This window comes from Leisingera sp. (assembly GCF_982940295.1).
Window position 1 is genome coordinate 47,199 of the sequence record NZ_CEYXRG010000013.1, and the last position, 25,541, is coordinate 72,739.

Annotated in this window: 24 protein-coding genes; 8 read left to right on the plus strand and 16 right to left on the minus strand. The window is 63.7% G+C overall.

Going from position 1 to position 25,541, the window contains the following annotated elements; all coding sequences use genetic code 11:
• The first annotated feature begins 85 nt into the window (after positions 1-85).
• On the plus strand, positions 86-1,336 hold the full coding sequence (locus AC4HIX_RS13070) for a peptidoglycan DD-metalloendopeptidase family protein (RefSeq protein ID WP_490399241.1): 1,251 nt from the start codon (positions 86-88) through the stop codon (positions 1,334-1,336).
• An 85-nt stretch (positions 1,337-1,421) separates the two neighbouring features.
• Here AC4HIX_RS13070 and AC4HIX_RS13075 read toward each other — a convergent pair whose 3' ends face one another.
• The 6 genes from AC4HIX_RS13075 to AC4HIX_RS13100 all read right to left on the minus strand — a co-directional run bounded on the left by AC4HIX_RS13075 (position 1,422) and on the right by AC4HIX_RS13100 (position 6,105).
• Positions 1,422-2,264: an ATP-binding protein gene (locus tag AC4HIX_RS13075; protein WP_490399242.1), complete on the minus strand. Its 843-nt coding sequence runs from the start codon at positions 2,262-2,264 to the stop codon at positions 1,422-1,424.
• 88 nt (positions 2,265-2,352) lie between these two features.
• The gene (locus AC4HIX_RS13080) at positions 2,353-2,994 is read right to left on the minus strand and encodes a hypothetical protein (RefSeq protein ID WP_490399243.1); all 642 of its coding nucleotides are present in this window, start codon (positions 2,992-2,994) and stop codon (positions 2,353-2,355) included.
• 208 nt (positions 2,995-3,202) lie between these two features.
• Positions 3,203-4,324, minus strand: a complete 1,122-nt coding sequence (locus AC4HIX_RS13085; protein WP_490399244.1) for an adenylate/guanylate cyclase domain-containing protein — start codon at positions 4,322-4,324, stop codon at positions 3,203-3,205.
• Positions 4,325-4,519: 195 nt separating this feature from the next.
• Positions 4,520-5,422, minus strand: coding sequence for a twin-arginine translocase subunit TatC (gene tatC / locus AC4HIX_RS13090; protein WP_490399245.1), 903 nt, complete (start codon positions 5,420-5,422; stop codon positions 4,520-4,522).
• Positions 5,419-5,883, minus strand: coding sequence for a Sec-independent protein translocase protein TatB (gene tatB, locus AC4HIX_RS13095; RefSeq protein ID WP_475052889.1), 465 nt, complete (start codon positions 5,881-5,883; stop codon positions 5,419-5,421). The genes tatC and tatB overlap by 4 nt, the downstream gene beginning before the upstream one ends.
• A gap of 6 nt (positions 5,884-5,889) precedes the next feature.
• Complete coding sequence (locus AC4HIX_RS13100) at positions 5,890-6,105, minus strand: twin-arginine translocase TatA/TatE family subunit (protein ID WP_174144998.1); 216 nt, start codon at positions 6,103-6,105, stop codon at positions 5,890-5,892.
• A gap of 226 nt (positions 6,106-6,331) precedes the next feature.
• Between AC4HIX_RS13100 and AC4HIX_RS13105 the strand changes: the two genes are divergently transcribed.
• The 3 genes from AC4HIX_RS13105 (at position 6,332) to AC4HIX_RS13115 (ending at position 8,238) form a co-directional block, all read left to right on the plus strand.
• Positions 6,332-6,640 (plus strand): antibiotic biosynthesis monooxygenase family protein, encoded by a 309-nt coding sequence (locus AC4HIX_RS13105; protein ID WP_490399246.1) that lies wholly within the window; start codon positions 6,332-6,334, stop codon positions 6,638-6,640.
• 80 nt (positions 6,641-6,720) lie between these two features.
• A complete protein-coding gene (locus tag AC4HIX_RS13110; RefSeq protein ID WP_490399247.1) occupies positions 6,721-7,395 on the plus strand; it encodes a helix-turn-helix transcriptional regulator in 675 nt (224 codons plus the stop codon).
• Between the two features lie 207 nt (positions 7,396-7,602).
• Positions 7,603-8,238, plus strand: coding sequence for a DUF998 domain-containing protein (locus AC4HIX_RS13115; RefSeq protein ID WP_490399248.1), 636 nt, complete (start codon positions 7,603-7,605; stop codon positions 8,236-8,238).
• Between the two features lie 149 nt (positions 8,239-8,387).
• On the opposite strand, the gene AC4HIX_RS13120 is transcribed toward AC4HIX_RS13115, so the two are convergent.
• From AC4HIX_RS13120 to AC4HIX_RS13140, 5 genes are all read right to left on the minus strand, one after another.
• Positions 8,388-9,239: a GNAT family N-acetyltransferase gene (locus AC4HIX_RS13120; RefSeq protein WP_490399249.1), complete on the minus strand. Its 852-nt coding sequence runs from the start codon at positions 9,237-9,239 to the stop codon at positions 8,388-8,390.
• A 42-nt stretch (positions 9,240-9,281) separates the two neighbouring features.
• Positions 9,282-10,388, minus strand: a complete 1,107-nt coding sequence (locus AC4HIX_RS13125; protein WP_475052899.1) for an ABC transporter ATP-binding protein — start codon at positions 10,386-10,388, stop codon at positions 9,282-9,284.
• Between the two features lie 225 nt (positions 10,389-10,613).
• Positions 10,614-11,663, minus strand: coding sequence for a methyltransferase domain-containing protein (locus AC4HIX_RS13130; RefSeq protein ID WP_490399250.1), 1,050 nt, complete (start codon positions 11,661-11,663; stop codon positions 10,614-10,616).
• Between the two features lie 218 nt (positions 11,664-11,881).
• A complete protein-coding gene (locus AC4HIX_RS13135; protein WP_490399251.1) occupies positions 11,882-13,003 on the minus strand; it encodes a hypothetical protein in 1,122 nt (373 codons plus the stop codon).
• A gap of 10 nt (positions 13,004-13,013) precedes the next feature.
• Positions 13,014-13,793 (minus strand): SDR family oxidoreductase, encoded by a 780-nt coding sequence (locus AC4HIX_RS13140; RefSeq protein WP_490399252.1) that lies wholly within the window; start codon positions 13,791-13,793, stop codon positions 13,014-13,016.
• A 205-nt stretch (positions 13,794-13,998) separates the two neighbouring features.
• On the opposite strand from AC4HIX_RS13140, the gene AC4HIX_RS13145 reads away from it, so the two are divergent.
• A complete protein-coding gene (locus AC4HIX_RS13145) occupies positions 13,999-15,024 on the plus strand; it encodes a Hint domain-containing protein (RefSeq protein WP_490399253.1) in 1,026 nt (341 codons plus the stop codon).
• Positions 15,025-15,083: 59 nt separating this feature from the next.
• On the opposite strand, the gene AC4HIX_RS13150 is transcribed toward AC4HIX_RS13145, so the two are convergent.
• Complete coding sequence (locus tag AC4HIX_RS13150; RefSeq protein WP_490399254.1) at positions 15,084-16,730, minus strand: ATP-binding protein; 1,647 nt, start codon at positions 16,728-16,730, stop codon at positions 15,084-15,086.
• Between the two features lie 183 nt (positions 16,731-16,913).
• On the opposite strand from AC4HIX_RS13150, the gene AC4HIX_RS13155 reads away from it, so the two are divergent.
• The 3 genes from AC4HIX_RS13155 (at position 16,914) to AC4HIX_RS13165 (ending at position 20,604) form a co-directional block, all read left to right on the plus strand.
• Positions 16,914-18,521: a peptide chain release factor 3 gene (locus AC4HIX_RS13155; protein ID WP_490399255.1), complete on the plus strand. Its 1,608-nt coding sequence runs from the start codon at positions 16,914-16,916 to the stop codon at positions 18,519-18,521.
• A 299-nt stretch (positions 18,522-18,820) separates the two neighbouring features.
• Positions 18,821-20,209, plus strand: a complete 1,389-nt coding sequence (locus AC4HIX_RS13160) for a DEAD/DEAH box helicase (RefSeq protein ID WP_490399256.1) — start codon at positions 18,821-18,823, stop codon at positions 20,207-20,209.
• Between the two features lie 215 nt (positions 20,210-20,424).
• On the plus strand, positions 20,425-20,604 hold the full coding sequence (locus AC4HIX_RS13165; RefSeq protein ID WP_490399257.1) for an RSP_7527 family protein: 180 nt from the start codon (positions 20,425-20,427) through the stop codon (positions 20,602-20,604).
• Positions 20,605-20,821: 217 nt separating this feature from the next.
• Here the strand turns inward: AC4HIX_RS13165 and AC4HIX_RS13170 are convergent, their stop codons facing one another.
• The 4 genes from AC4HIX_RS13170 to nuoN form a co-directional block, all read right to left on the minus strand.
• Positions 20,822-22,489: a ribonuclease J gene (locus AC4HIX_RS13170; RefSeq protein ID WP_490399258.1), complete on the minus strand. Its 1,668-nt coding sequence runs from the start codon at positions 22,487-22,489 to the stop codon at positions 20,822-20,824.
• Positions 22,486-23,268: a type III pantothenate kinase gene (locus AC4HIX_RS13175; RefSeq protein ID WP_475052917.1), complete on the minus strand. Its 783-nt coding sequence runs from the start codon at positions 23,266-23,268 to the stop codon at positions 22,486-22,488. Before AC4HIX_RS13175 ends, AC4HIX_RS13170 begins: the two co-directional genes overlap by 4 nt.
• Positions 23,269-23,280: 12 nt before the next feature.
• The gene (locus AC4HIX_RS13180; RefSeq protein WP_490399259.1) at positions 23,281-24,027 is read right to left on the minus strand and encodes a biotin--[acetyl-CoA-carboxylase] ligase; all 747 of its coding nucleotides are present in this window, start codon (positions 24,025-24,027) and stop codon (positions 23,281-23,283) included.
• Positions 24,028-24,097: 70 nt separating this feature from the next.
• A complete protein-coding gene (gene nuoN, locus AC4HIX_RS13185; protein ID WP_490399260.1) occupies positions 24,098-25,537 on the minus strand; it encodes an NADH-quinone oxidoreductase subunit NuoN in 1,440 nt (479 codons plus the stop codon).
• Positions 25,538-25,541 lie beyond the last annotated feature (4 nt).

Below are 25,541 nucleotides of genomic sequence, written 5' to 3' on the forward strand. Positions count from 1 at the left end.
GCCGCCGGCTGGATCGCATCGGCTATAGTGATTGACGCGAGAGAACCCCCGCGAAAAAGGGGAAGCGTGTTTTGAGGAGAGCAAGATGACCCGGACCACCTCCACCCGGACCGCATCCCGCGGGCTGCCCCGTTTCGTGCGGCCCCGCGCACGGCTGCTGGCCCTGCTGCCGCTGGCCGGGGTGCTGGCGGCCTGCCAAAGCCCGCTGGATTATGACCTGCGCGGCCAGCTTGGCGCCTTTAACACCGCAACTGCCGCCCAGTCGGCCACCTCCAGCCGCCCCTCGCCTGATGCCCGCGGGCTGATCACCTACCCCTCCTACCAGGTGGCGGTGGCGCAGCGCGGCGACACCGTCTCGGACGTGGCCGCGCGCATCGGACTGCCGCCGGAGGAAGTTGCCCGCTACAACGGCATGGAGACCGGCGACAAGATGCGCCAGGGCGAAGTGCTGGCCCTGCCGCGCCGGGCCCCCGCCAGCCTGCCCTCAGGCGGCAGCGCCACCCCGGGATCGGTGGATATCGCCACCCTGGCCGGCCAGGCAATCGAGACCGCGCCGCTCACCTCCCCCAACCCGGGTTCGGTGACCACCACCACGATCCAGCCCACCCCCAAGCCGCAGCCCGCCAAGGTGCAGCGCGGCCCGGAGCCGGTGCGCCACAAGGTGAAACGCGGCGAGACCGCCTATACCATCTCGCGGCTTTACCAGGTACCGGTGAAATCTCTGGCGGAATGGAACGGCCTGGGCAGCGACTTTGCCGTGCGTGAGGGCCAGTTCCTGCTGATCCCGCTGAAAGAGCAGCCGGCAGCTGAGCTGACCCCTGCCGCAGCCCCCGTTGCAGTGACCGAACCCGGCGCAGGCACCCAAACGCCGGTGCCGCCCAGCGCCACTCAGCCGCTGCCGGAGGAAAAGGTCGAGCCCGCCGCAGTCAAACCCGCGGCAGAGACCCTTCCCAAGCCGGAGCTGCCGAAACCCACCCGCGCCAGCAGCGCGGCGATGGCCTATCCGGTGCAGGGCAAGATCATCAAGACCTACTCCAAGGGCCGCAATGATGGCATCGACATCGCCGCTGCGCCCGGCGCGCCCGTGAATGCCGCCGAAGCGGGCACCGTGGCCGCGATCACCAAGGATTCCAACAACGTGCCGATCGTGGTGATCCGCCACAGCCAGAAGCTGCTGACGGTCTACCAGAACGTCGGCAACATCACCGTCAAAAAGGGCGAGTCGGTCGCCCGCGGCCAGCGCATCGCCTCGCTGCGCGGCGGCGATGACGCCTATGTGCATTTCGAGGTCCGAGACGGGTTCGAGAGCATCGACCCGCTGAACTACCTGAACTGACGGCGGCAAAGCCCTGTTAACACACAAAAGCCCGGCCGCTTGGCCGGGCTTTTTCATTTCGGAGACTTTCACGGCCGCATGTGCCCTAGCGCAAAGCCACCCCGTGCCGCCCGGCCAGATCGGTAAAGAACTGCCACGCCACCCGGCCCGAGCGCGCGCCGCGGGTGGCCTGCCATTCGACCGCCTCCGCCCTCAGGGTGTCCGCGTCCGCCTCGACACCGTATGCCGCGCAATAGCCCTCGATCATCGCCAGGTACTCGTCCTGATCGCAGGGATGGAATCCCAGCCACAGACCAAACCGGTCACTGAGTGACACCTTCTCCTCGACCGCTTCCGACGGGTTGATGGCCGTGGAACGCTCATTCTCGATCATGTCCCGCGGCATCAGGTGGCGGCGGTTGGAGGTGGCATAAAATACCACGTTCTCGGGCCGCCCTTCGATGCCGCCGTCCAGCACCGCCTTGAGGCTCTTGTAGTGCTGGTCGTCATGGCTGAACGACAGGTCATCGCAGAACAGGATGAACCGGTGTTCCGAGCCGCGCAGGTGGTTCAGCAGCCGCGCCACCGAGGGCAGATCCTCGCGCTGCAGCTCCACCAGCTTCAGATCGGGATGATCCGCAAGCAGCGCCCCATGCACCGCCTTCACCAGGCTCGACTTGCCCATGCCGCGCGCGCCCCACAGCAGCGCGTTGTTGGCGGCATAGCCTTGCGCAAAGCGGCGGGTGTTCTCCAACAGCGTATCACGCGAGCGGTTGATGCCCACCAGCAAGTCCAGATCCACCCGGTTGATCTCAGCCACAGGTTCCAGCCGTTCCGGCCCCACATGCCAGACAAAGGCGCTGGCCGCGTTGAAATCAGGTGTTTCCAAAGGCGCGGGCGACATCCGCTCCAGCGCCTCGGCAATGCGGGTCAGTGCAATCTGGTCCATGGGGTGCCTCCCTCCGTCAGTTGCCGGATTTCAAAGCATGTTCCGGCAGGGCCGGCAAGAGGGGCTGGACACAACCCGGGCCGGTATCTCAATCCGCTGCAAAGCAGTAGAAATACCCGTTACCGCCGGTGGAGCGCAGATTTTCGGCGCTGCAGCCGCGGGAGTTGTGCGCTGCATTCCAGGACGTATTGCCGCCCCCGTGGCGGTCATGATGGCCAACCGTGGCCGAGCCCTCGCCGTTGGAGGTCCAGTTCGAACAAGTCATATCGCCTTCCTGCCAGGGGAAATAGGCGGTGCCGTCTGCCTGGGTGCCGGTCAGGATGTCATGCTCATTGGGATCCTCGCCGCGGCCCTTGATGCGGTTGCCGTTTTCATCGACGGCTGTGCGCAAGTACAGGTTGGGCATGATATGCAGCTGGTCCAGATCCACCGCGATCAGCTCGCCATTGGCATTGTACCAGGGACCGGTGCCGATGCGCGAGCGGGCCGAGATGCCGCGCTGGCCCTCCTCCTGAGTGCTTAGATACGCGCGCCAGGTGCGGCCGGTGGAACCCGCCGCCTCTGCCAGGCTGGCGCAATGGGCGTCCGCGCCGTCCAGCCCGCCAAGGTTACCGCCGTCACCAAGGCCAACGGAGGTGACGAAAAACCCCATCGGCGGATCTTCGGCAAAAGCCACGGATGCAAACGCACAGGCAGCTGCGCAGGACAATGCAGTCAGAAACTTACTCATGGAAACCTCCCAACGCTCAAACACTGCCCAAACATGGTGCATGGCCTAGGGTAAAGATACCTGGATGCGGGAGGTTCACGAAAGCGTGTTGGCTGACCGGGACTGGCCCGGCAAAGGAAAAAGGTGCACCGCCCCGTGTGCGCTTGTCCATCTCAATTCATCTCCTGGCCGTTTGCCCTTGCCGTGCCCGCACCCCGCGCTGGCAAACTCAGTTGGTGAGGATCTCGGTTTCCCCGATGTTCTTCGCCTGCACCAGAAACCGGTTCCGGAAGACCCGCTGCTTTGCGCCGCTCAGCTCGCTCCAAAACTCCCGGCTCATCCGGACTGCGCCCAAGCGCCCCTCGCCTTCGATAATGTCCGCGGCCTGGACCTGTTCCAGCCGGGCGGCCTTGTTGACCTCCGGCCCGATCAGGGTGAACTGGTGCCGGGTGGCCGATCCGAAATCGCCGCTCACCACCAGCCCGATGTGGAGCCCGACGCGCAGCGACAAGGGCTCGGCACCGATCTTGATGCCGGCAACGTTGGCGGTGGACTGCTCGGCGGCCTGCACGGCGTCCATGCAGGCCTGGCCCGCGTCCTGATCACTGCGCGGCAGGACCCAGAACGCCATCAGCCCGTCGCCGATGAATTTGTCGATATGGCCGCCGTGTTCCAGGATCGGCTCCGTCTGCGCATTGAAGAACCGCTGCACGATATCTGCCACCCGCTCCGGTGCGGTCTTGAGCGTGTAGCGGCTGAAATTCACCACGTCGGAAAACCAGATTACAGCGCGCTCCACCAGGTATTCCGCCTGATGCTCCCCGCCGGACTGCAGCCGCCGGGTCAGGGCATAGGGGTTCGTATAGGCGTGCAGAATGCGCGTATCATCGGCCAACTGGCGGCCAAGCGATGCGGTCTTGCGGCTGGCGTCCCGCAGTTTGATAGAGATGATCTTTGCGATATTGCGCCAGATTGTCCCGGCCTCCGGATGCGCGGCGATCTTGTCCTTTTCGATGATGAGCACTTCCACGGTGCTTTCATTCGCAACAAGACCATAGACGCGCTGATAGCCGTTGCCGGCCAGATGCTGTTCGCCAATCACCTCGTTGCGCCGCCGGACAAACAGGGTTTGCTCGCCAAGTTTTACGGCGACAGACCCGTTGACGATGACCCAAAGGCAATGGGCCGGATCGCCCGGGCGGCAGATGAATTCGCCTTCCGCAAACCGGTACGGGCGGGCCTCCAGCAGATGCGGCGCCTGCACATCATCCACGAGGCCGCACAGCGACAGGGCTTCTTCGTACTCGGAACGTAGAGAATTGCCGCTCGATATCGGAGATTTGCCCGCCACCCGGCCCCCTGATGAACTTATTAAACAAAACCAGCACGCCCACTGTAGCAGATTACGGCCCGCGCCGGGTTGATCCGGGGAAACCCTGTTTTCGGAGGCAACGGGTGCTGCGTGAACCGGTCCCTTTTTCGGCCGGCAAACAAGAAAAAGGCGCGCCATCCCTGGCGCGCCTTTCTGTCTTGAACCGTCAGCGGCTTACTTGTCCTTGCCGTCCTCGGCCTCGAACTCAGCCATCAGAGGATCGTCGGGATGCGCATCCATCTCGTCCTCGTCGTCATAGTAGCCGTCGGCGCGCAGCTGCGCTTCGCGCTTGGTTTCAACCCTGCGGACCAGGAAAATCGAGATCTCATAGAGTCCGTAAACCACCACAAACAGGATGATCTGGGTGATCACATCCGGCGGCGTCACCAGTGCGGCCAGCACCAGGATCGCCACCACCGCATACTTGCGGACCGATCCCAGACCCTCTGCGCTCACCAGCCCGGCCTTGCCCATCAGCGTCAACAGAACCGGCAGCTGGAAGCACAGGCCAAACGCCACGATGAACTTGATCGTCAGGTTCAGATACTCCTGCGCGGAGCCCTGGAACACCACACTGAGGCCCTGATTGACCTCCTCGCCGGTGATCGCTTCGCCAGAGGCGCCGAACTGCTGGAAGCCCAGGAAGAAGTCATAGGCCAGCGGGGTAACGACGTAGAACGCAAAGCTCGCGCCCAGCAGGAACATGAAGGGCGAGGCCACCAGGAACGGCAGAAACGCCCCCTTCTCGGATTTGTAAAGCCCCGGCGCCACAAACCGCCACAGCTGGAACCCGATAAAGGGAAACGCCAGCATAAAGCCGCCCAGGAAGGAGATCTTGATCGCGACAAAGAAACCCTCCTGCGGGCTGATAAAGATCAGCGCGCAGTCCTGGCCGCTTTCGGCCAGCACCTCGCACAGGGGCGCGGTGAGGAAGTTGAACACCGGCGTTGCCACGGTGAAGCAGATCACCATGCCAACGATAAAGGCCAGCACCGAATGGATAAGCCGCGTGCGCAGCTCGGCCAGATGCTCGATCAGCGGTGCGGTTGAGTCGTCGATCTCATCCGTCTTGCTCATGATTTGGCCTCTTCATCCGTCTTAAGCGCTGCCTCAGCGGCTTCAGCCTTGGCCAGCGCCTCTTCTGCTTCGCGCGCCTTGCGCTCCGCTGCGGCGCGTGCAGTGGAGGCCTGGATTTTCTTGGCATCCTCAGCCCGCTGCGCTGCCAGTTTTCCGGTCTCGCTGCCGGGGTCGAATTTGGTCGGGTCGATCGACGAGGCCATCTCCTGCGCCGCCTGCTTGACCCCGTCCATGGCTGTGCCCACGGGGTTCGAAGCGGCTTTCAGGCCCTTGGCGACCTCATTGACGCCTGCCTCATCCGCCGCGTCATGCATCGCCCGGCTGAACTCGCGCGCCATCCCCTTGGCCTTGCCGATAAACCGCCCCACGTTGCGGAACAGCACCGGCAGGTCCTTGGGGCCGACGACGATCAGCGCGACAACGCCGATGACCAGCAGTTCAGTCCACCCAAGATCGAACATGGCCGCTTAGGCCTTGTCTTTTTCGGTCTCGGGGGTGACGTCCTTGGCCACGTCCGCGGCGTCCTGCTCCAGCTCCTTGGAGCCTTCGTTGATACCCTTCTTGAACGAGGTGATGCCCTTGCCGACTTCGCCCATCAGCGAGGAAATCTTGCCGCGGCCGAACAGGACCAGAACCACAACGGCGATGAGCAGCAGGCCAGGCAGGCCGATGTTGTTGAGCATGAGAGTCTCTCCTTACGTGATCCGGCGCGGATTTGCGGCGCCGGTGGAATTGTTCGCTACGGGTTTAGCGCGCGGGCCGCTTTGAGCGAAAGCAACAAGCCGGGCAGAAGAGCCCGGCAAAAGCCGGATTTCGCAGTTTTTGCCGCCCGCCCGCATCCAACTGACAGGTTTATGTCAGTTGCGAGGCGGTAAATCCACCCCATCACAGCATTCAAGGAGAAACGTGATGAGCAAACATGTCGCCGAAATCGTGACCTTCAAACTGGCCGATGGCGTGAGTGCGGCGGATTTCATCGCCCTGATGCAGCGCACCGAAGGGTTCGTGCGGGCCCAGGACGGCTTTGTCACCCGTCAGCTGAGCAAGGGCGAGGACGGCAAATGGACCGACTACGTGGTCTGGAAGGACATGGCGACGGCGAAAAAGGTGGCGCAGACCTTCATGCAGCAGGATTTCGCACCCGAGGTGGTGGCGGCGCTTGCACCGGACAGCGCAGCCATGCGCCATGAAGAGGTGCTGTGGCAGATGGCGCCTTAACACCCCGGGGCTGCGCCCGCAGGTCTCCGGGCCGGGCGCAGCCCTTGACCTCCTCCCTCCCCCGCGCAAAGGCTAGGCCCATGCGCCGCACCGACCGCCTTTTCGAAATCATCCAGATCCTGCGCGACGGGAAACTGCACCGTGCCCAGGACATTGCCGACCGGCTGGAAGTCTCCACCCGCACCATCTACCGGGACATGGACACGCTCGTCGCCTCCGGTGTGCCGGTGGAGGGAGAGCGCGGCGTCGGCTACATGGTGCGCGAACAGATCAGCCTGCCGCCCCTCACCCTGACGCCGGAAGAGCTGGAGGCGCTGAACCTCGGCATGGCGATTGTGGCAGAGGCCGCCGACCCGGACCTCAAGGCCGCCGCCCTGTCGCTGGCGGCCAAGGTGGATGCGGTGCTGCCCGAACAGACCATCGCCGAGGCCGACGCCTGGAAATTCGCAGTCTACCCCTTTGCCGATGCCGCCCGCGGCTTTGCCCATATGCCCAGCTTACGGGCCGCGATCAAAGCCCGCCAGAAGCTGCAACTGACATACCGCCGGATCGACGGCACCCTGACCGAACGCAAGATCCGCCCTTTGCACATGGAATACTGGGGCCGGGTCTGGACACTGACCGCCTGGTGCGAAACGCGCGAGGATTTCCGGGTGTTCCGGGTCGACCTGATCGAGGACGCGCAGGCTCTGCCAGAGCTGTTCGTGGACGAGCCTGGCAAGCGCCTGCAGGACTACGCCCCTTACGGCGCCTGAGATCCTTTATTCATCTGGCTGAAAATATCCCGGGGGAGCCGCCACCGGCGGCGGGGGGGCAGCGCCCCCAACCTGCATTTCCGCGGGCGCTGGCTCGACCGTATTCCAGAGAGCCCCCAATGCCGCCTCCGCAGGTTGCCCCGCAGGCGCGGAACACTTGGCCTCCCCGCCGCGTTGAGATGCTGACAGCAACAGGATCCAGCGCCGATGTCCCACACACCGCTCCCTCCCTCCCCGTACATCGCCCCCACCCTGATCACTCTGCTCGCCTGTTACGCCGTCCTCGGCTGCGTCCTGCTGGCGGCTTCGGTGATTGCCGCCGATGTCGTCGTCCCGGGCCACGACTGGGTGGCGGACACGATCAGCGATCTTGGCGCCGGCCGCTATGAATTCATCGTCGATTCGGGGCTTTACGCCTTTTCCGCCGCGCTGGTGGCCATCGCCGTGGCCGCCGCACATGTGCATCTGGGCGGACGCGGCTGGAGTTTCGGAATCGTCGCCTTTGCCCTGATGGGGCTGATCGTCTTCCTGGTCGGGGCGCGCAATGAATACGGCGACAGCGACAACGAGGGCGTGGTGATCCACGTCTACCTGGTCTACGCGCTCGGAGTGCTGATGGCGGTCGCGCCCTGGGCAATGGCGCGCGCCGCAGGCCAGATGGGCCAGGGCTACACGCGGCTGCTCAGGGCCATTGCGGTGCTGTGGGTCCTGACGGCGCCGGTGTTCTTCTTCCTGCCCACCGGCATCGACGGCGTTTACGAACGCGGCCTCGGCCTTCTGGCAATTCTTGCCGTCTGCACGCTGGCGCACTTGCTGCTGCGGTACGCACGCGCGCTGCGCTGACCGCTGCCGGCACCCTGTCCGCGGTTCCAGCCTTCATCTTTCCAAAAATACTCCGGGGGGGTGAAGCCCGTCCCGGGAACCGTCCGGTGGACGGTTTCAGGGCTGAACGGGGCGGAGCCCCTATCCAAAGACGGCGGGGGCAGCGCCCCCTACCCGAGTTCGAAGCTGGTCACGCCGAAAATCAGATCCGTCTCCAGCTGCGGTGCAGTGCCCCGGTACATCCGGGCGGTCTCAAACACCGGCGCCAGCCCCAGGCCGCGTGCCAGATCCACCGCCGCCAAATGCGGCTCTGGCACATCCAGAAACACCTCCTGCCCCGCGGGCAGCTCTTGCAGCAGCCGCGCCAGCACCGCCTCCGCCGCGCCGCGCGTCTCAGCCACCAGCGGCCCGATCTTGCAGCCGCTGCCGCAGGGCCGCAGGGTGCCGAAGCCCGCAAGGCTGCCGTTCCGCAACGCGGCAAAGGAGTGATGCCCCTCCGCCCCCAGCCACTGCTGCCAGAACGCCCGGCGCGGTGCCGGAAAGACGCGGTCGTCCAGCGTCTCCAGCTCCGCCGTTGCGGCGCTCAGCGGCGACAGGTCAAAATCCGCAGACGCCTCCGGCGCCCCGGCAGGCACTCCGCCAAACCGGATGTTGCGGTATGCCAGCTCAAAGCCCGAGCGGCGGTAATTGCCTTGCTGATCCACCACCCCGTCGAGACCGACAACCCGGCTCCCGGCATGTTCCAGCGCCTTTTGCCACAGCGCATACCCATAGCCCTGCCCGCGGTGTTCCGGCGCCACGATGTAAAAGCCGAGGAAGGAAAACTCCTGCCCGTAATTCACCACCGAGATGCAGGCGATCATCTGCCCGTCCAGAAAGCCGCCCCAGAACCCCTCAGGGTCAACGCTGGCAAAACACGCGGCATCGCTGCGGCCGGGGTTCCAGCCTTCGCGCGCGGCCCAGTCCACTGCGGTCTCGATTTCCGCAGGCGTCAACGCCCGGATCTGATAGCTGCCCTGCATCTGCACCTCCTGTTTCACCGGGTGCAGAATGCCCCTTAAGCCTCAAGCGGGAAAGACAAAACAGCGGTTACGGCGCACCGTCAGCCACATCACCCGGCCCTTTTCCGGCAGGAAGACATTCGGCACCGTTGCCTTGAGGATCGAGCCGTCAAAATCCATGCGGAACTCGACCAGGCTCTCGCTGCCCAGAAACCGGGCGCGCTCCACCACTGCCCGCGCGGCAACGCCGTCGCTGGGGGTCGGCAGCGGCCCCTGGCCGCCGCGGTCGAAGTCGATGCGCAGATGCTGCGGCCGGAACACGATCTCCACCGCGGTGCCGTCGGCCACCCCGGGCGCCAGGAACTCGCCAAACGCCGTGCGCGCCAGGGCGCCGTTCACTTCCGCCTTCAGTACGTTCACATCGCTGAAAAATGCCACCGCCGCCTTGTCCACCGGGTGGGTATAGACGTTGTAGGGCGCCCCCTGCTGCACGATCCTGCCGCCGCGCATCAAGGCGATCTCGTCGGCCATCCGCATCGCCTCTTCCGGCTCATGCGTGACCAGCAGAACGGCGGCGTCCTCTTCCTTCAAGAGGCTCAGCGTCTCGTCGCGGATGCCATCGCGCAGCCGGTTATCAAGGCCCGAAAACGGCTCATCCATCAGCATGATCCGCGGCCTGGGCGCAATCGCGCGGGCCAATGCCACCCGCTGCTGCTCACCGCCCGACAGCTGGTGCGGGTAGCCGTCGATGAAACGCTTGAGCGACACCCGGTTCAGCAGTTCCTCGACCCGGGCGCGTTTCTCATCCTTGCTGCCCTTCAGGCCAAAGCCGACGTTGTCCGCAACGCTCAAGTGCGGGAACAGGGCGAAGTCCTGGAACATCAGCCCGATCTCGCGCCGCTCCGGCGGCACCCTGAACACGGTGTCGCAGATCAGCTTGCCATCGACATAAATCTCGCCGCTGTCCTGCATCTCCACCCCAGCGATCATCCGCAATGTGGTGGACTTGCCGCAGCCCGAGGGCCCCAGCAGGCAGGTCACCTGCCCCGCCTGGATCTGCAGCGAGACATCGTCGACCACCGCGCGGCCTTCGAAAAAGCGCCGGATGTTGCGGATCTCCAGCCGCGGCGGGGCCATGGTGCTGTGCATCTCGGCGGGGGCTTTGTTCATGAGGCCTCAGGGCTGTTTCCGATGAAAACGCTTGGGTTCACGCCGGGATAGCAACCCTGCTCAGCCGCCGCAAGCGGTCAGCACTGCGTGAAAAACTTACCGCCCGGCCTATAGGCCGGGCAGCGCCCGTCCCGCCCCCCACGGGGCGGGCGCTTCTCGCCCTCCCCGCCGGGCCGGGCGCTGCCCTCTGTTTGAGCTTTCAGGCCGCGTTTTACGGCCCTTGTTCTAACAGCACCCAGCCGCGGCCCCGTCCTGCTCCAGCCCGTTGAAGGGAGAATTGCCGCCGCAGCCGGAAAAGATCCCAAAGTGGGTCTCAAACGAGCCGATGAACTCGAAATGCGGCGCCAGGCGGGTGTCCTGCAGCATCATCCAGGTGTTGCCGCAGACCGGAAACACCTTGCCCGCCTTGATCACATGATGATCGTCCAGCATGAAACGATGCGGCGCGTGCGGGATGGTGCCCTTGTAAATCACCGCCTGACCGTAATCCTCGCAGGCCGGCTCCAGCGCTGGCAGCTTGAACAGCCGGTAAGTGGCAGACAGGAATTTCAGCGGCTGCACCCGCTTTTCCAGCGCCGGGTTCTCGATGGTCAAAAGGCGCGCGGCCGCCATCCGCGGGTCCTTGAACCCGGCCTCTTTAGCAATCGTCAGGAAGTCGTTCCAATACAGCGCGCCGGACAGGCATTCGCCATAGAGCACCTCGTCCTCCGCCATCATCTGCGGCACCCGGCGGTCGGCGTAGACGTCGGAGAAATACATCTCCCCGCCCTCTTTCAGCAGATGATAGGCGCCGCGCAGCACCGCGCCCTTGTCGGTGGCCAGGTTGATCACGCAGTTGGAGACGATGATGTCAAAGGAGCCCGGCTCCAGGTCCAGTTCCTCCAGCGTCTCGATATAGCCGTGGTGGAACTCGACGTTGGACTTGGCATAGCCGAACGCCTCGGCGTGGTAGTCCTGATGGCGCCGCGCCACCTCCAGCTGCGCGGGCGTCATATCGACGCCCACCACCTTGCCATGCTCCCCCACCATCGCCGACAGCGCATAGACATCGCGGCCCGCACCGCAGCCCAGATCAAGGATACGCGCGCCCTCCAGCGCCTCCGGCGCAATCAGCCCGCAGCCATAGTAGCGGGTCAGCACCTCGTCATGGATCTTGGACAATACTGCCTTCACATGGTCCGGCATGTCGTCCGGCGTGCAGCAGGCGTTGGTCTGGAGGTCACCGCTGCCTTGCAGCACCTCGCCGTAATAGTTCTGCACGTTTTCATGTTTCATGGGAGCGCCTCTCCTGATGGTTCCGGACCATCGGGATAGCGGCACCCCGGCACCCGGGCAATCGCGCCGGCGGGAGGTCTGACGCAACTGTGATGGAGCGTGCGATCAAGGCTCTGAGGGCAGCGCCCGGCCGCGGGCGGAAGCGAAGCGCCCGCCCATGGTAGCGGACGGGCGCTGCCCGGCGTGCCGCCGGGCGAAAGAGTAGTGGTTACGTTATCTCAGCCCTCGGGCAGCAGCTCAAACGCCGCCTCGGCCCGCACCTTGCCGTTCACCATCAGCTCGATCCGGTGCGGCCCCGGCACCAGCTTGAAGGTCGTCGCATCCCCCTTCAGCTTGTGCTTCTTGCCCAGCTCCAGCCTGCCGCCGGTGATCCTGGCCTGCTTCAGCTTGAACACCTTGGCTGAAGCCTTACCGCCAGGACGCTGAAAATGCAGGATATAATCCACCAGCACCGGCGCTCCCGCAGCCCCCTCCAACCGGCAGGAGAGATCCAAGGCCTCGCCGATGCGCACAGCCTCGGGAACAGTGACAAACGCGTCCAAGGCCAGATCCGGATCATAGCCCAGCATTGCCATCGCCCGCGGATGGCCCGCCTTCACCAGCCCGCGCAGGGCGTGGGAGGTCATCCAGTCCATCTCCTTGCGGTCCTGCGCGCCGGCTTCGCGCCAGCCCTGCAGCCGGTCCATCACCAGATCCGGATCCTTCTTGGCAATGTCATTCAGATGGTTGGCTACCGAGCGGGTGACATAGCGCGTGCCGTCCCCGTGCAGCCGGTCCAAAAGCGGCAGCGGCTGTGCCAGCTGCAACCCGACCGCCTCGCCCCACGGCAGCCTCGGCCGGGTGCCTTCGCTCACCAGCCGCCGCACGTGGTAGCTGCTGTGCCCGGCCCAGCCGTCCATCCGTTCCAGCACCTCCGCGGGCCAGCGGTTCAGGAAGGGGCGGATGGCCCACTCCATCGAAAACCGTTGGGTGATTTCCTCCAGCATGTCCAGCGCCAGATCCCGGTGCGCCTCAAGGCCCCGCGCGGCGGCATACTCCCCCAAGGGGGCAAAGATGAAATCGCCGAAATCATCATCCGTCTTATCCGGGTCCAGCGGCGGCGGCAGCGCCTTCAGCACGATCGGCGCGGCCTCGGGCAAGGCTTCGGGCAGATGCCCCGCCAGCACCTCTGCAATCAGCGTGATCCGCTGCTTCAGCTCCAGCGCCGGCAGCTCCGCCATCACCTGGGCCTCGAAAGCCTCAGCATCAAACCCAGCCTCAGCCGCGGAAAAAAGGCCCGCCAGATAGCGGACCTTGTCGCGGTTGAACAGCTGGTCCTTCAGGGAAAACCCGCTGGCCATCCGGCTCTCCTCACATCGTGGTGTTGGTGGCGCCGCCGTCCAGCAGGATGTTCTGCCCGACCATGAAGCCCGCGTGCTGCGAGCACATGAAGGCACAGGTCGCGCCGAATTCCTGACGGGTGCCATAGCGGCCCGCCGGAATGGTGGCACAGCGCTGCGCCTTGGCGTCCTCCACCGAAATGCCCTGCGCCTTGGCCGCGCCGCCGTCCAGCGCCTCCGCCCGGTCGGTGGCGTGAATGCCCGGCTGCAGGTTGTTGATGATGACGCCCTTGCCTGCCACCTGCCGCGCGGTGCCCGCCACATAGCCGGTCAGACCCGCCCGCGCCGCGTTCGACAGCCCCAGCACCGGGATCGGCGACTTGACCGAGACCGAGGTGATATTGACCACCCGCCCCCAGCCGCGCTCCATCATCCCCGGCACCAGCGCCTTGATCAGCGCAATCGGGGTAAGCATGTTGGCGTCCAGCGCCTTGATGAAATCCTCGCGGTCCCAGTCGGTCCACATGCCCGGCGGCGGGCCGCCTGCGTTGGTGACCAGGATGTCCACGCCCTCAGCCGCCTCCAGCACCTTTTGCTGCCCTTCCGGGGTGGTCACATCCGCCGCCACCGTCACCACATCCACGCCATAGGCATCGCGGATCGCCTGCGCCGAAGCCTCCAGCGCCTCCGCCCCGCGGGCGTTCATCACCAGGTTCACACCCGCCTCCGCCAGCGCCTCGGCACAGCCCAGCCCCAGCCCTTTGCTGCTGGCACAGACCAGCGCGCGTTTGCCCGAAATACCCAGATCCATTGTTGTCCTCCCTCGGGAATCTTCTCTGCTGGCGCAGAGCTTGCACCGCCCGCCCCCCGAAGGCCAGCCCCGGTGCCCCGGCAGCCAATCGTCAAACCGCCGGAAAATCAGCCCCTTCCGGACCCCTTTCCGCCACATTCCCGCGGCAATCCTACTGGACGGCGCCCCGCGCGCGCACAATTATGCACTCAGATACCAGCCGCTTATGGGACAGACCTTGACCGCCAGCCTCACCTCCGTTCAGGCCCACCGGGCCGAGCATTTCCGCGTTGAGTACGGCGCCAACATGGGCGACCCGCTGGGCGTGCTGGAGGATCTGGTGCTGGATGACATCTACATGCTGGACGCCGCCTCCGCCTCGCAGCGGCTCGGCATCGCCGCCCATCACGACGGCAGCCTCTCCGTCGCGGACAACTCCGCGCTTGGCACCCCCGGCGCCGCGCTGCACCTCGATTGCCTGCTCACCCTGATGCCCGACCGCGGCCCCAACACCGAAATCCTGGTGCTGGTCGAGGCCGATACCGAGGGCTATATCGCCGCCATCTTTCTGGTGCCGCTCGCCCCCCTGCAGCCGCAGATGCCCTATAGCCTGGTCAAGGCCGAGCGCGAGCCCGCCCGCCGCAAGCTGGCGCAATCGGCCTGCGTCTCCTTCACCCGCGGCACCCGCATCACGCTCTCGACCGGCGAACAGCGCCCGATTGAGCAGATGCGCCCCGGCGACCGCGTCCTCACCCGCGACGACGGTATCCAGGAGGTCCGCTGGGTCGGCCAGTCCACCCTGCGCGCGGTCGGTGATCTGGCCCCGATCCTGATCCGCAAGGGCGCCTTGAACAACGCCAACGACCTGATCGTCAGCCCCGCCCACCGGCTGATGGTCTACCAGCGCAGCGACGAGATCGGCGCCGGCGCGCCCGAGATCCTGGTCCGCGCCCGAGACCTGGTGAACGGCGATACCGTGGTGGTGCTGGACGGCGGCTTTGCCGACTACTTCCAGATCCTGTTCGACCGCCACCACATCATCTACGCCGAGGGCATCGCCGCCGAGAGCACCTTCCTTGACCCGGTCACCCGCCCCGCGCTGCCGGAGGATGTTTTCGCCGCCCGTTCAGGAAACGGGCCTGGCGCCCTGCCCGCCGCCCACAAGAGCGGCGCCCACGGCCTGGACGTGAGCCGGTCGCTGCTGGACCGGCCGGATGCGGTGGGTGTATTGAAACGGGCGTCGCTTCGCTAATTTTTTTGTTTAAGTAATTCGCAAGCTGCTGAATGCCGCTGCGCCAATTCTTTGACAACCTAATCGGGAGCGTTTCCATTCAGACCGGAAGTGCCCGCATTGATATAGCGCAGCATCCGGGCCAATAACGCATTCTTGCGGAAGGGTTTCGCAAGGAAGTCATTCATACCAGCAGCCAGGCAGGCCTCTACGTCGCTGGGCTGGGCGTTGGCTGTAAGAGCTACAATAGGGCATTCGGCCAGACCCATTGCCTTTTCATACGCGCGGATCAGGCGCGTTGTCTCCAAACCGCCCAAAACCGGCATGGACAGATCCATAAGAATCAGATCATTGGGGTCAGACTTGTAGAGATCCAAAGCGATTTTACCGTTACCCGCAAATTGTAGATCTGCTCCCGTAGACTTCAGCATTTTACGCAACAGCAGTTGATTGGTTTTATTGTCTTCTGCAATGAGGACGCGAAAACCAGCCAACGCGTCCGATTTCAGTTCAAGCCGGCTGGCACCGCCACTGGCATGCAGTGCTTTACTTTCGTCAAGGATCGGCTGAATGGCATCCGGTCCGATAGAAGCCTCGTGATCCGGCTGCTTCAAATCCAGACTGACCGAGAAAACCGTTCCTTCGCCAGGGATAGAAGAAACGGAAATTTTCCCGCCCATCCGCTCTACCAACGCCTTGGTGATCGCCAAGCCCAGGCCGGTTCCCTCCACCACTCGCGTAACCTGACGATCAACTTGTTCAAACGCGGAAAAGATCCAGCTGAGTTGATCCTCTTTTATCCCTATTCCCGTATCGGACACCTGAATGCGCAGCGGAAGTTTTGCCTCATCTTCCTCTATCGAAACGCGGACGGTGACGTTACCCTGTTCCGTAAATTTGATCGCGTTACCCAGCAAATTCATCAGGATCTGGCGGATCTTGCTCGCATCACCGACATATTCACGCGGGATGGCATCGGAATATTCAGTACGCAGGTCTATCCCTTTGTACGCAGCTTTTGCCCAAAGAAGCGTACACACATCCTGCACCAGATCCAGCAAGGAAAACGGGGCATCATGCAGAGAAATCTTGTCAGATTTGATCTTGGAAAAATCCAGAATGTCGTTAATCACGATCAGCAAAGCGTTCGCGGAATTCAAGATGGTGTTCGCAAACAGAGCCTGCTGCTCATCCAATTCTGTCTCTTTCAGGAGCTCGCACATTCCCAAAATTCCGTTCATAGGCGTTCGGATTTCGTGGCTCATATTGGCGAGGAAGCGTTCCTTTGCCTGGCTGGCTTCCTCCGCCTTTTCCAAAGCCATTTTCGTAAGCTCCAACGCTTCGTCACGCTCCTTTTCAGACGTAACATCCGCAGAAGAGCCGACCAAATAAACTACCAAACCCTGATCGTTGAAAACCGGTCTTAGCGTTGTGCGAAGGTTTTTAGGTTTATGTTCCGTCGGCAGCACAATATCATAGGTTGCTTCTTTTCTGGATTCTATTACCTTGAGGTGCAGGTTTAAGGCGCGGCGCCCGGTTGCCCCGCCGTAAAGTTCAAGAGCAGTCTTTCCTGCAAAATCGCTGTATTCGAACTCAGTGAACTCGCGCGCTTGCTGGTTCATCGCTGCGTAGCGCGGCATGCCATCCGCCCCGACCTTCAAAACGATAACAGCAAGTTCAACCGCATCCAAAACCTCGAAATGGTCAGAAAATTCGTCTTGCTGCACCTGTTTTTCTCACTTTGGAGCTGCTCTTGAAGCCTGCCAGTCAACGCCCCTTCAGAAGTGGCACAGAAAACTCATTATCAAATTCATAGACTAAACTGAAGTTAACCCGGAGAACTCTGGCTGTCCGCTATCGCACCCCCTGTTTTTCTTGCCTCTTGCGGCATTCCTGCTATACGCGCGCTCATGCTGGATTCCGTCACAAACCACCCCGAACTGCCGCCCGAAATTGCCCGCCGCCGGACCTTTGCGATTATCTCGCACCCGGACGCCGGCAAGACCACGCTGACTGAAAAGTTCCTCCTTTACGGCGGCGCGATTCAGATGGCCGGCCAGGTGCGCGCCAAGGGTGAGGCGCGGCGCACGCGCTCGGACTTCATGCAGATGGAAAAGGACCGCGGGATCTCTGTCTCCGCCTCGGCAATGTCCTTTGATTTCAGCGGCTTCCGCTTCAACCTGGTGGACACGCCGGGCCACTCGGACTTCTCCGAGGACACCTACCGCACCCTGACGGCGGTGGATGCGGCGGTGATGGTGATCGACGGCGCCAAGGGCGTGGAAAGCCAGACCCAGAAGCTGTTCGAGGTCTGCCGCCTGCGCGACCTGCCGATCCTGACCTTCTGTAACAAGATGGACCGCGAGAGCCGGGACACCTTTGAAATCATTGACGAAATCCAAGAGATGCTGGCGATTGACGTGACCCCCGCCAGCTGGCCCATCGGGGTGGGCCGCGATTTCATCGGCTGCTACGACATGCTGCGCGACCGGCTGGAGCTGATGGACCGCGCCGACCGCAACAAGGTGGCGGAAAGCATTGAAATCAACGGCTTGGACGATCCCAAGCTGGCCGAGCACGTGCCGGAGCACCTGCTGGAGAAGCTCTTGGAAGAGGTCGAAATGGCGCGCGAGCTGCTGCCCGCGCTGGACCCGCAGTCGGTGCTTGAAGGCCACATGACCCCGATCTGGTTCGGCTCCGCCATCAACTCCTTTGGCGTCAAGGAACTGATGGACGGCATCGGCAAATACGGCCCCGAGCCGCAGCCCCAATCCGCTGAGCCCCGTCAGGTGAGCCCGGACGAAAAGAAGGTGGCCGGATTTGTCTTTAAAGTTCAGGCCAATATGGACCCCAAGCACCGCGACCGGGTGGCTTTCGTGCGGATGGCGAGCGGCCATTTCAAGCGCGGCATGAAGCTCACGCATGTGCGCACTAAGAAGCCGATGGCAGTGTCCAACCCGGTGCTGTTCCTGGCCTCCGACCGGGAACTGGCTGAGGAAGCCTGGGCTGGCGACATCATCGGCATCCCGAACCACGGCCAGCTGCGCATCGGCGACACGCTGACCGAGGGCGAGGCGATCCGGGTGACCGGCATCCCGTCGTTTGCCCCGGAACTGCTGCAAACCGTGCGCGCAGGCGACCCGATGAAGGCCAAGCACCTGGAAAAGGCGCTGATGCAGTTTGCCGAGGAAGGTGCGGCCAAGGTGTTCAAACCCTCGATCGGTTCCGGCTTCATCGTCGGCGTGGTGGGCCAGCTGCAGTTCGAAGTGCTGGCCAGCCGGATTGAGATGGAATACGGCCTGCCCGTGCGGTTCGAGGCGAGCCAGTTCACCTCGGCGCGCTGGGTCAGCGGCGGCAAGGCGGCAGTGGACAAGTTCATCAATGCCAACAAGCAGCACATCGCCCATGACCACGACGGCGACATCGTCTATCTGACGCGGCTGCAGTGGGACATCGACCGGGTCGAGCGCGACTACCCGGATCTGAACCTGACCGCGACCAAGGAAATGATGATCTGACGGAAACGCCCGGCCTTCCGGGCGTTCCAAATTGCACCCTCCTGCGGCCGGCAGCAGATTCGCCGGCCCGGCCGCAGCACCACGATTGCCCTGAACACTGCACGGTTTCCGGCGGATTTGTTTCCTTTCTGCATAGTCCAGAGGCGAAAATACTGTAAAATCCGGCATTAATTGACGATCGCGCGGGATTTTGATATGCCCCGCATCGAGCCGGAAGCTGCCATCCCGCATGACCATTTGCGGATCCGGCTGCAACACACACGCGCGGGCCAGGTCAGTGTCCGCAATGACGGACACAGATGACAAAATTTACCGATCTGAACCTGAATCCCAAGGTCCTCAAAGCTATTGAGGAAGCTGGTTATGAAACCCCCACGCCGATCCAGGCCGGTGCGATTCCGCCCGCGCTGGAAGGGCGTGATGTGCTGGGAATCGCCCAGACCGGCACCGGCAAGACCGCGTCCTTCACGCTGCCGATGATCACCCTTCTGGCCCGCGGCCGCGCCCGGGCCCGGATGCCGCGCAGCCTGGTGCTGTGCCCCACCCGCGAGCTGGCCGCCCAGGTGGCGGAAAACTTCGACACCTATGCCAAGCACGTGAAGCTCACCAAGGCACTGCTGATCGGCGGTGTTTCCTTCAAGGAGCAGGACGCGCTGATCGACAAGGGCGTCGACGTGCTGATCGCCACCCCTGGCCGCCTGCTGGACCATTTCGAACGCGGCAAGCTGCTGCTCACCGGCGTGCAGATCATGGTGGTGGACGAAGCCGACCGGATGCTCGACATGGGCTTTATCCCGGATATCGAACGCATCTTCTCGCTGACGCCGTTCACCCGTCAGACGCTGTTCTTCTCGGCCACCATGGCGCCGGAGATCGAGCGGATCACCAACACCTTCCTGTCGGGTCCGGCCCGCATCGAAGTGGCCCGCCAGGCCACCGCGTCGGAGACCATCGAACAGGCCGTGGTGCAGTTCAAGGCCTCGCGCCGCGACCGTGAGGGCAGCGAAAAGCGCAAGGTTCTGCGCGCCCTGATCGACGCCGAGGGCGATAAGCTGACCAACGGCATCATCTTCTGCAACCGCAAGACGGATGTGGATATCTGCGCGAAATCGCTCAAGAAATACGGCTATGACGCCGCTGCCATACACGGCGACCTGGATCAGAGCCAGCGCACCAGGACGCTGGACGCCTTCCGCGAAGGGTCGTTGCGAATTCTGGTGGCCTCGGATGTGGCCGCCCGCGGCCTTGACGTGCCCAGCGTCAGCCATGTGTTCAACTTCGACGTGCCGGGCCACGCCGAGGACTATGTCCACCGCATCGGCCGCACCGGCCGTGCCGGACGTGAGGGCAAGGCAATCACCATCTGCACCCAGCGCGACGAAAAGGCGCTGGATGCGGTGGAGAAGCTGATCCAGAAGGATATCACCCGCCTTGAGAACCCGGTGAAGCCGGAGCCCAAACGCGAGAAGCCTGCCCGCGCCGCGAAGGACGACTCTGGCAAGCCGGATACAGCCAAGGCCGACACCGAGACCCGCACGCCCCGCAAGGAAGATAAACCTGCGCAGAAACACGAACGTTCGTCTTCGCGCGGGAAATACGGCAAGCGCGACGACAAGGTCGTGGTTGGCATGGGCGACCACCTGCCAAGCTTCATCGCGCTCAGCTTTGCGGAGCGCCGCGCCAGCTGACCAGCGCAGCAGAACGTTTCAGGGCCGCTCCTTTCCGGGGCGGCCTTTTTCGTTGATGGGTCCTGCGGCGCGGCCCTCAGCGGCCATGCAGCCGCAGCATGGTGACCTTTGCAGTTGCAGCATACCGGGTCTTCGAACTTGGCCGGTGTCAGCCTGCGGCAACGGGCGTATAGGTTTCGCAACATAGAAACGCGCCATTGATGATGGGCTGAGCCATGAACACCAAAGACACCCAAACCCTGACCATTTCCCAATTCCAGGCAATCGAGGCCCGCGCCCACGAGCTGCGCGCGGAGGCTTTTGCCAGCATGATGCGCGGCCTCTTCCGCGCCCTGTTCCGCGCCCCGCGCAAGGTCATCTCCTGCCCCAGCTGCGCCCGCCCGCTGCACGGCTGAAGCTCCTGCCGGGCTCCGGCAGCAGCATGGACATGAAAACGCCGCGCGCCCCATGGGGCCGCGGCGTTTCTCGTTGTACGGAGGCCGCCAGACGCAACAGCGCCGCGGGCCTGTCAGGGCACGCGGCGCTTGGCCCAACGGGGCCTGCTGCATCTTTGGATGCGGCTTGGGCCGGGCGGGAGCACCGCCCTGCCCTGCCAAGTACCGCGCTGAAAGGTCAGCGCATACGGCTGACCACCACCGTGACCTCGGGCTTCTTGCCGATCTCGCTGTGGGCGCTCTGGCGGGCGATGCGGCGCAGTTCCTGCTCCAGCTTGTCGTCGTCGCGCAGGGTCTTGGCACCGGCACGCATCAGGAACTGGTTCAGGTCTTCCTCCATCACCTCCACCAGCGCGGCCTTGGAGCTGCCGGTCTCGGGCAGCCCTTTGACGTCGCACCAGGGTTCGCCCAGCGGCTCGTCGTCCTCGTCCAGGATGACCGTCACCACCACATGGCCGTTCAGCGCCATCCGGATGCGGTCGCGCACGATGCCGTCCATCGCGCCGTATTTGACGGTGCCGTCCAGATAGGTGCGGCCGGTTTCGATCCACCCGGTCACCTTCGGCGCATCGCCGGTCAGGTCCATCATCATGCCGTTCACAACGACTGCGCTCGCGATGCCCTTCTCCTCGCCCAGGCGGGCGTGCTGGCGCAGATGGCGGTGCTCGCCGTGCATCGGGATCAGCATCTTGGGCTTCAGGAGCCTGTGGATTTCCTCAAGGTCCGGGCGGTTTGCGTGGCCCGACACGTGGTAGAGGCCGGAGCTGTCATCGACCACATCCACGCCCATTTCCGAGAACTGGTTGATGATGCGGATAACACCCTTATCATTGCCTGGAATGGTCTTGGAGGAGAACAGGAACAGGTCGCCCTCCTTCAGCTCCAGCCCGCGGTACTTGCCGCGCGCCAGCTGCGCGGTGGCGGCGCGGCGCTCGCCCTGACTGCCGGTGGTGATCAGCATCAGGTTATCGCGCGGCACGTTGGCGGCGTCCTCGGGGCTGATCGTTTTCGGGAAATCGGTCAGCACGCCGGTTTCCACCGCCGCCTCGATCATCCGGCGCATGGCGCGGCCCAGCAGGACAACAGAACGGCCCGCCTTGACACCCGCTTCCGCCAGGGTTTTCACCCGAGCCACGTTAGAGGCGAAGGTCGTGGCAGCCACCAGCCCCTTTGCCTCGGAGAACAGCTTGGTGATTTCCTCCGGCAGCTCCGCTTCCGAGCGGCCCGGGTGCTGCGAGAACACATTGGTGGAATCGCAGACCAGCACCTGGATGCCATCGCCCGCAATCTCTGCCCACATTTCAGGGTCAAAGGGCTCCCCCACCAGCGGATTGGGGTCCAGCTTGAAGTCGCCGGTGTGCACCACCCGCCCTGCCGGGCTGTCGATCACCAGCCCGCCGCTTTCGGGGATCGAGTGGCTCATCGGGGCGACGCCGATTGTGAAGGGGCCGAGCTTGGTTGTTTCCGGCCAGGCCTGCACAGTGTGCACATTGGCCGGGTCGTGGCCTGCCTCCTCCATCTTGCGGCGCGCCAGGTTGGCGGTGAAAGCGCGGGCGTAGATGGGGACGTTCAGATGCGCGTACATATGGGCGATGGCGCCGATGTGGTCCTCGTGGCCGTGGGTGATGAAAATCCCCTCCAGCCGGTCGGCGCGCTCCTTGAGCCAGGTCATGTCGGGCATGATCAGGTCGACACCCGGCGAGGTGTCCATATCGGGGAAGGTCACACCAAGATCGACCAGGACCAGGCGCTCCTTGTCCTGGGGGCCATAGCCGTAGACATAGGCGTTCATGCCAATTTCGCCTGCCCCGCCGAGAGGCAGGTAGATCAGTCTTTCACTGCTCATGCGTCAGTACCGTTTTCCTTATTGTATTTATGGATGATCTGAAGCCCGTGCATGGTGAGGTCGTCCTCGAATGCGTCGAACAGATCTGCGGATTGCTGGAACAAAGGCGCCAGCCCGCCTGTTGAGATGACTTTCATGGCGACACCGCGCTCTGCCTTGATCCGGGTGCAGATTTCGCGGACGAGGCCGACATAGCCCCAGAACACGCCGGACTGCATGCAGGCGACTGTGTTGGTGCCGATTACATTTTCAGGTTTGGAGATATCCACATGGGGCAGCGCGGCAGCGGCCTGGTGCAGCGCCTCCAGGCTGAGGTTCACACCGGGCGCGATTACTCCGCCGACATAGGCGCCGTCCTCGGCCACCACGTCAAAGGTGGTGGCGGTGCCGAAATCCACCACGATCAGGTTGCCGCCGTGAGCGTCGAAACCGGAAACCGTGTTGACCAGGCGGTCGGGGCCGACCTGGGTGCCTTCGTCCACCCGCACCGCAACCGGCAGCAGGCAGCCGGGCTTGCCCACCACCAGCGGCCGTGTGTTGAAATAACGGTCCGCCAGAACGCGAAGATTGAACACGACCCGCGGGACAGTCGAGGAGATGATCATGTCGGTGATATCCGCCTCGATCCCCTGCAGCCGCATCAGCGTGTTGAGCCAGACGTAATACTGGTCCGCCGTGCGCTGCCATTCGGTGGCGGTGCGCCACATGCCGATGAACTTCTCGCCGTCATAGATCGAGAAGACGGTATTGGTGTTGCCGCAATCAACTGCCAGAAGCATTGCTGCTCCTTCCTAGAAATAGATGTCGGCCGCGGGAATGCTGACGCGGCCCTTGGCGGTGTTTAGGACAAGGTTGCCGCTGGCGTCCACCGTTTCAAAGGTGCCCTCGGTCTCTGACGACGCGGTGCGGGCGGTGATCACCTCGCCCAGCTTGGCCGCGCGCGCCAGCCATTCGGTCCGGATCGGCTCGAACCCGTAGGTTGCAAATTGCTGCTCATAGCGGGCGAAGGCACCGGCGACGGCCTCCAGGAACTCCTCAGGCGAGACCTGCACGCCGGTTTCCGACAACAGCGACACCGGGTAAACGGCGCCGGGCTCCAGCCATTCCTTCATCGGGGTTTCAACAAGATTGACGCCGATGCCGACAAACAGATGATTGACCCCCGGGCCGTTGCCTGCGCTTTCCAGCAGGATGCCTGCCAGCTTTCCGCCCTTGAGCAGCACGTCGTTGGGCCATTTCAGAGACAAGCCCTCGCTGCGGCCCGTGACCGCGACGCAGGCGTCATAGACTGCCAGCGCGGCGACAAAGCTGCGCAGCGCGGCCTGATCCGGGGCGCCTTTGGGCCGCATCACCAGGGTGGCGGAAAAATTCCCCTTGGGGTCTTTCCAGGCGCGGCCGCGGCGGCCGCGGCCCTGGGTCTGGCGCAGGGCCAGGATCCATTCCGGACCCGCCAGTTCCCCGGCGATGCGGGCGGCCTCATTGAGGGTGCTGTCCACCTCGGCAAGCACCCGTTTCCCATATCCTGCTGGCCAGCTCATCTGCGCTCCTCGAAAGTGCGAAAAGGCCCGGTCGCGTGACCGGGCCTTCTCAGCCTGCCTGAAAAGCAGATCAATTTACAAGGGTTGCTGCGGCGGCAGCCGCCGCAGTGTCGACACCGAACTGGTACACCAGCCCGACCAGCATCATCGCGGCAGAGGCCATCAGCGCAACGGTCAGGACCGGCGAACCCTTCGCCTCGACATCGTCCTCGCCAGTCCCGAAGTACATGTAGAAGACGATCCGGATGTAATAGAAGGCACCGATGACCGAGGCGATGGCAGAGGCCACAACCAGCCCCATCAGCCCCGCGTCGACACCGGCCTTCCACACGCCCAGCTTGGCGAAGAAACCCAGCATCGGCGGCACACCGGCCAGCGAGAACATCAGGATCAGAACCGCCAGCGCCTTGCCCGGCTCGCGCGCGGCGAATTGGTTCAGGGCCAGGATGTCGGTCACCGGCTTGCCGTCCTTCTCCAGCATCAGGATGAAGGAGAAGGTGCCGATGTTCATGGTGACGTAGATCGCCAGGTAGACCAGCATCGCGGTGATGCCCGCCTCTGTGCCTGCCGCCAGGCCGATCATCGCATAGCCCATGTGGGCGATCGAGGAAAAAGCCATCAGCCGTTTGATGTCACGCTGGCCGATCGCCGCGATGGCGCCCAGGAACATCGACAGCACCGACAGCACCACGATGATCTGCTGCCAGTCGGCAATGGCGCCGCCGAATGCGTCATGCAGCACACGCGCGAACAGGCCCATCGCCGCAACCTTGGGCGCGGTGGCAAAGAAGGCGGTGACCGGGGTCGGCGAGCCTTCGTAAACGTCCGGTGTCCACATGTGGAAGGGCACTGCCGAGACCTTGAACGCAAGACCCGAGATCATGAACACCAGGCCGAACAGCATGCCGATGGACATATGGCCCTGCTCTGCCACCTGGATGATGCCCGCGAACTGGGTGGTGCCTGCAAAGCCGTAGACCAGCGAAGCACCGTACAGCAGCAGGCCGGAGGACAGCGCGCCCAGCACAAAGTACTTGAGGCCCGCCTCGGTCGACTTGACGCTGTCGCGGCGCATGGCGGCCACGACGTAGAGCGACAGCGACTGCAGCTCCAGCCCCATATAGAGCGACATCAGGTTGCCCGCGGAAACCATCATCATCATGCCGACGGCCGCCAGCGCGATCAGGATCGGGTATTCGAACTTCAGCATGCCGCGGCGCGCCATGTAGTCCTGGCCGACCAGCAGCACCGCCGAGGCGCCCAGAAGCAGCGCCACCTTGGCAAAACGCGAGAAGCCGTCGTCGATGAACATGCCGCCAAAGGCGGTCTGGGTGCCGGCCGGGCTGCTGGCAATCCAGAACGCCAGCACCGCCATCAGCGCCGCAGTGCTCCAGACCAGCGGTGCCGCCAGCTTGTCCTTGGTGGTGTAGACCGCGCCGATCAGCGCAGCCATGGCATACAGCGCCAGAACGATCTCTGGCAGGATTACAGTAAGATCAGCTTGGATCATCTGC

Bases quoted from the DNA above. Each gene is read 5' to 3' on its own strand.
- AC4HIX_RS13170 (WP_490399258.1), bottom strand. From the start codon at position 22,489: ATGAGCAGTGAAAGACTGATCTACCTGCCTCTCGGCGGGGCAGGCGAA.
- AC4HIX_RS13125 (WP_475052899.1), bottom strand. From the start codon at position 10,388: ATGAACAAAGCCCCCGCCGAGATGCACAGCACCATGGCCCCGCCGCGG.
- AC4HIX_RS13105 (WP_490399246.1), top strand. From the start codon at position 6,332: ATGAGCAAACATGTCGCCGAAATCGTGACCTTCAAACTGGCCGATGGC.
- AC4HIX_RS13100 (WP_174144998.1), bottom strand. From the start codon at position 6,105: ATGCTCAACAACATCGGCCTGCCTGGCCTGCTGCTCATCGCCGTTGTG.
- AC4HIX_RS13075 (WP_490399242.1), bottom strand. From the start codon at position 2,264: ATGGACCAGATTGCACTGACCCGCATTGCCGAGGCGCTGGAGCGGATG.
- tatB (WP_475052889.1), bottom strand. From the start codon at position 5,883: ATGTTCGATCTTGGGTGGACTGAACTGCTGGTCATCGGCGTTGTCGCG.
- AC4HIX_RS13180 (WP_490399259.1), bottom strand. From the start codon at position 24,027: ATGAGCTGGCCAGCAGGATATGGGAAACGGGTGCTTGCCGAGGTGGAC.
- AC4HIX_RS13140 (WP_490399252.1), bottom strand. From the start codon at position 13,793: ATGGATCTGGGTATTTCGGGCAAACGCGCGCTGGTCTGTGCCAGCAGC.
- AC4HIX_RS13130 (WP_490399250.1), bottom strand. From the start codon at position 11,663: ATGAAACATGAAAACGTGCAGAACTATTACGGCGAGGTGCTGCAAGGC.
- nuoN (WP_490399260.1), bottom strand. From the start codon at position 25,537: ATGATCCAAGCTGATCTTACTGTAATCCTGCCAGAGATCGTTCTGGCG.
- AC4HIX_RS13165 (WP_490399257.1), top strand. From the start codon at position 20,425: ATGAACACCAAAGACACCCAAACCCTGACCATTTCCCAATTCCAGGCA.
- AC4HIX_RS13155 (WP_490399255.1), top strand. From the start codon at position 16,914: ATGCTGGATTCCGTCACAAACCACCCCGAACTGCCGCCCGAAATTGCC.
- AC4HIX_RS13145 (WP_490399253.1), top strand. From the start codon at position 13,999: ATGGGACAGACCTTGACCGCCAGCCTCACCTCCGTTCAGGCCCACCGG.
- AC4HIX_RS13175 (WP_475052917.1), bottom strand. From the start codon at position 23,268: ATGCTTCTGGCAGTTGATTGCGGCAACACCAATACCGTCTTCTCGATC.
- AC4HIX_RS13135 (WP_490399251.1), bottom strand. From the start codon at position 13,003: ATGGCCAGCGGGTTTTCCCTGAAGGACCAGCTGTTCAACCGCGACAAG.
- tatC (WP_490399245.1), bottom strand. From the start codon at position 5,422: ATGAGCAAGACGGATGAGATCGACGACTCAACCGCACCGCTGATCGAG.
- AC4HIX_RS13160 (WP_490399256.1), top strand. From the start codon at position 18,821: ATGACAAAATTTACCGATCTGAACCTGAATCCCAAGGTCCTCAAAGCT.
- AC4HIX_RS13080 (WP_490399243.1), bottom strand. From the start codon at position 2,994: ATGAGTAAGTTTCTGACTGCATTGTCCTGCGCAGCTGCCTGTGCGTTT.
- AC4HIX_RS13120 (WP_490399249.1), bottom strand. From the start codon at position 9,239: ATGCAGGGCAGCTATCAGATCCGGGCGTTGACGCCTGCGGAAATCGAG.
- AC4HIX_RS13110 (WP_490399247.1), top strand. From the start codon at position 6,721: ATGCGCCGCACCGACCGCCTTTTCGAAATCATCCAGATCCTGCGCGAC.
- AC4HIX_RS13115 (WP_490399248.1), top strand. From the start codon at position 7,603: ATGTCCCACACACCGCTCCCTCCCTCCCCGTACATCGCCCCCACCCTG.
- AC4HIX_RS13070 (WP_490399241.1), top strand. From the start codon at position 86: ATGACCCGGACCACCTCCACCCGGACCGCATCCCGCGGGCTGCCCCGT.